Genomic DNA, 3,051 nt, shown 5'->3' on the forward strand with positions numbered 1-3,051 from the left:
ACCATCCATCGCACCCGGACCCGGATGCCGAACTGCTACGCCCACCCCAAGCCTTGACACGACCTACAGCCAGTTAGTCGTCGATGACCGCCAGCCGTCGCCGGGGTGAAGCGACCTAGCGGGGCATCCCGGTGTGGCTGCGGCGGCCCGTCACGGCCTCGTAGATGGCGATGAGGACGACGGCGGCGGCGACCCCGATGAAGAACGGAATCCAGGCGATTCCGCCGTTGGCGTTGTGGTATCCGAACTGGCCGGCCACCGCCGAACCGATCAGGCCACCCACGGCGCCGAGCACCACCGTCATGATCATGCCGATGCCCTGCTTGCCGGGCATCACGAGGCGAGCCACCACACCGATGATCGCGCCCACGATGATCGCCAGGATGATTGATCCGATCATTGCAGCTCCTGTCGTCGCGGCGCCCGGGGCGGGCGCCATCCTCGACTGCGGATTCCCCGAAACGGCGGGGTTCTAACACAACTCGGCCACGCCCGCGGCCCGAGGGTGCGACCATCTGCGCATGAACAACGAAGACGCCGAGAAGCGCGTCGCCGAACTCGAACGCCAGCTGGCCGAGCAATCGCGCCCGGCCCGCCCCTCGGCCGGCGGGGGATTCACGCCCGAGGACGTGCGCAACGTCGCGTTCTCCCGTCCCGCCATGGGCAGACGCGGCTACAACGAGGACCAGGTCGACGCGTTCCTCGATTTCCTCGAGGCGGCGCTGCGGGACCCGGCGCAATACCCCGCGATCGCCGAGCGGATCCGCGACGTGGCGTTCTCCAGGCCGCCGCTGGGAAAGCGCGGCTACAACGAGGACGAGGTCGACGCGTTCCTCGGCCGGGTCGCGCAGCAGGTGGGGGGATCGCCGCCCGTGGCCGCCGCCGGTCCTCCCGAGCCCCGGGGTGAGCAACCGCCGACCCGGTACTCGCTGAAGATCCGGCCGAATCTGTTTCTCTTCTGGACACCGCGCTGGCATGACTGGCGTACGGACGGCGCCGGTTGGGGCTCGTCCGGCGACTCCGGATCGGACAACATCCTCGTCGACCTCGTCGTGGACTTGCTGTTTCCCATCCTGCTCAACGTGCTGTGGAACTGGTGCCTCTGGATCGTGTGGGCCGCGGTCGCGTGGCTGGCGGAGGCGTGCGTCGCCGTCGTTCTCGCCCCGATCTCCTTGCCGGCGAGCCTTTTTGGGCTGAGACGCCATCGGCTGCTGGTCGTCTCCCAAGACGGCGGCGAGGAGCTCGTGCTGAGCGAGGGCTCGTGGTACAGCGTGCGGCGCGCGCGAGGCGAGACGTGGGACCAGATCGCCGCGCACGACGGCGTTTTGAGCCTGTGAGCGAGGACTGTGGGCCTGATCCGACATGGCATCGAGCGTGGCGGAAAAGGCCGCATTCGTGTCGATGCGGCTCGCGAAGTGCACGCTCGAGCGCTTGTGTGGAATGTCCACCACCGCGTCGTGATTGGGCGGCTAAGGCTCTAACGACACCGGGTCTGCGGCGATCCCGCCCCCGAGGCCACGCGCCGCCGGTGGCGCGAGGCCGTCGAAGTAAGCGGCTTTTCAAGCCGGTCGCCGTTCGCGTAGGCCTTGGCTGCAGCCGGCTAGGAATTCCCAGATGGCCAGGGGTTGTTTAAGCGCACCTTCTCCAGGGTGATCTTGACGGTTGACATCGGCTGCAGTTCAGCGCCCAACAAAAGGGCGCGTCGACGTTCCTCCGCCGTGCTTTCCATCCGGTTTTCCGTTTGTTCCAGGAGGAATCTCATCTCGTGATTCTTGCGGAGCGCGTAAAAAAACCTCTGCTTGCAACGCCGCTGAGCATCCCTGGCCCAATTCGGATCCCCGCTGATTTTTCGCAGCTGCTGAGCCATCCGGCGATCTTCCCGCGCGAACTTGCGGTGCCGAGCCGCCCGAGCCCGGTAGTCCTCCCGTCGACGGCCGAGATGTTCGGCCGCATCGTCGAAAGTGCTTGCGACTCGGTCCTGACTATCCGCCGTTCTGGCTAGGCTTTCGGCCGCGGAGTCAATGCTGCCGGCCGCGGATCGCTGCGCTGCCTGCGCTCGTCGTCGCGCTTCCCCGGCCCGTTTGCCGGCACTGGACGCTCGCTCTACGGCCAACAGGTGGGGTTCACGTTCGGCCTCGTCCGCTGCCTTCCGTGCGTGCGTGTTTGTCGTCAGGGCCATGAGCCATTCCTTCTACCTCGCCAACAAATATTAGCGCTCGGCGCCGCTCACACGGTTGCTGCGGATTGGCGGTTTCAAAGGTCGGTCGGGTCATCCCCTGTTAGCTAAGGCGCTTTCTGCCGGCTGGCGCAATCGTCGAGCTGTCCGACGATCAAAACCGGCCCGTCGATCAGGGCTCGGTTGACAGCGGGTCGATGCGGCCCGACCCGACCGGGGCCCCGTGCAGGGTCGACGTTCGCCGCATAGTGTGGCTGGACATGAAGCTGCCGCTGCTGGGCCCGGTGTCCCTGACGGGCTTCCAGAACGCCTGGTTCTTCCTGGTCCTGCTGGTCGTCCTGCTGGTGATAGGGATCTACGTCGCGGTGCAATTCGCCCGGCGGCGCCGGGTGCTGCGGTTCGCCAACATGGAGGTGCTGGAGCGCGTCGCGCCGCTGCACCCCGGCCGGTGGCGGCACGTGCCGACGATCCTGCTGGCCGCGGCGTTGGCGCTGCTGACCACCGCGATGGCCGGGCCGACGTCCGACATCCGCATTCCGCTCAACCGCGCCGTCGTGGTGTTGGTCATCGACGTCTCGGAATCGATGGCCTCCACCGACGTCGAGCCCAACCGGCTCAAAGCCGCCGAGCAGGCGGCCAGCCAGTTCGCCGGCCAGCTGACGCCGGGCATCAATCTCGGGCTGGTCGGGTTTGCCGGTACGCCCTACCTGCTGGTGCCGCCGACCCCGCAGCACCAGGCGACCCTCGACGCGCTGAAGAAACTCGATTTCGGCGACGGGACGGCCACCGGTGAGGCGATCTTCACCGCGCTGCACGCGGTCGGCGCCGCGGCCATCACGGGCGGGGACACCCCGCCGCCGGCCCGCATCGTGCTG

General features: G+C 67.6%; 4 protein-coding genes. 2 read left to right on the forward strand and 2 right to left on the reverse strand.

The features are described from left to right. Nucleotides 1–115 precede the first annotated feature (115 nt). The gene (locus A9X04_RS00325; protein WP_067916655.1) at nucleotides 116–400 is read right to left on the reverse strand and encodes a GlsB/YeaQ/YmgE family stress response membrane protein; all 285 of its coding nucleotides are present in this window, start codon (nucleotides 398–400) and stop codon (nucleotides 116–118) included. A 259-nt stretch (nucleotides 401–659) separates the two neighbouring features. On the opposite strand from A9X04_RS00325, the gene A9X04_RS31850 reads away from it, so the two are divergent. Beyond that, nucleotides 660–1,337 carry a DivIVA domain-containing protein gene (locus A9X04_RS31850; RefSeq protein WP_369828903.1) on the forward strand — a complete coding sequence of 226 codons (678 nt, stop codon included), beginning with the start codon at nucleotides 660–662 and terminating at the stop codon, nucleotides 1,335–1,337. A gap of 263 nt (nucleotides 1,338–1,600) precedes the next feature. Here A9X04_RS31850 and A9X04_RS30160 read toward each other — a convergent pair whose 3' ends face one another. Then, nucleotides 1,601–2,179 carry a hypothetical protein gene (locus tag A9X04_RS30160; protein WP_156764157.1) on the reverse strand — a complete coding sequence of 193 codons (579 nt, stop codon included), beginning with the start codon at nucleotides 2,177–2,179 and terminating at the stop codon, nucleotides 1,601–1,603. 257 nt (nucleotides 2,180–2,436) lie between these two features. On the opposite strand from A9X04_RS30160, the gene A9X04_RS00340 reads away from it, so the two are divergent. Further along, a partial coding sequence (locus A9X04_RS00340; RefSeq protein WP_156764158.1) for a VWA domain-containing protein occupies nucleotides 2,437–3,051 on the forward strand: 615 nt, incomplete at its 3' end.

It is taken from the genome of Mycobacterium sp. E3247 (assembly GCF_001667785.1).
In the GTDB taxonomy this organism is placed as follows: Bacteria; Actinomycetota; Actinomycetes; order Mycobacteriales; family Mycobacteriaceae; genus Mycobacterium.

Bases quoted from the DNA above. Each gene is read 5' to 3' on its own strand.
- A9X04_RS00325 (WP_067916655.1), bottom strand. From the start codon at position 400: ATGATCGGATCAATCATCCTGGCGATCATCGTGGGCGCGATCATCGGT.
- A9X04_RS30160 (WP_156764157.1), bottom strand. From the start codon at position 2,179: ATGGCCCTGACGACAAACACGCACGCACGGAAGGCAGCGGACGAGGCC.
- A9X04_RS31850 (WP_369828903.1), top strand. From the start codon at position 660: ATGGGCAGACGCGGCTACAACGAGGACCAGGTCGACGCGTTCCTCGAT.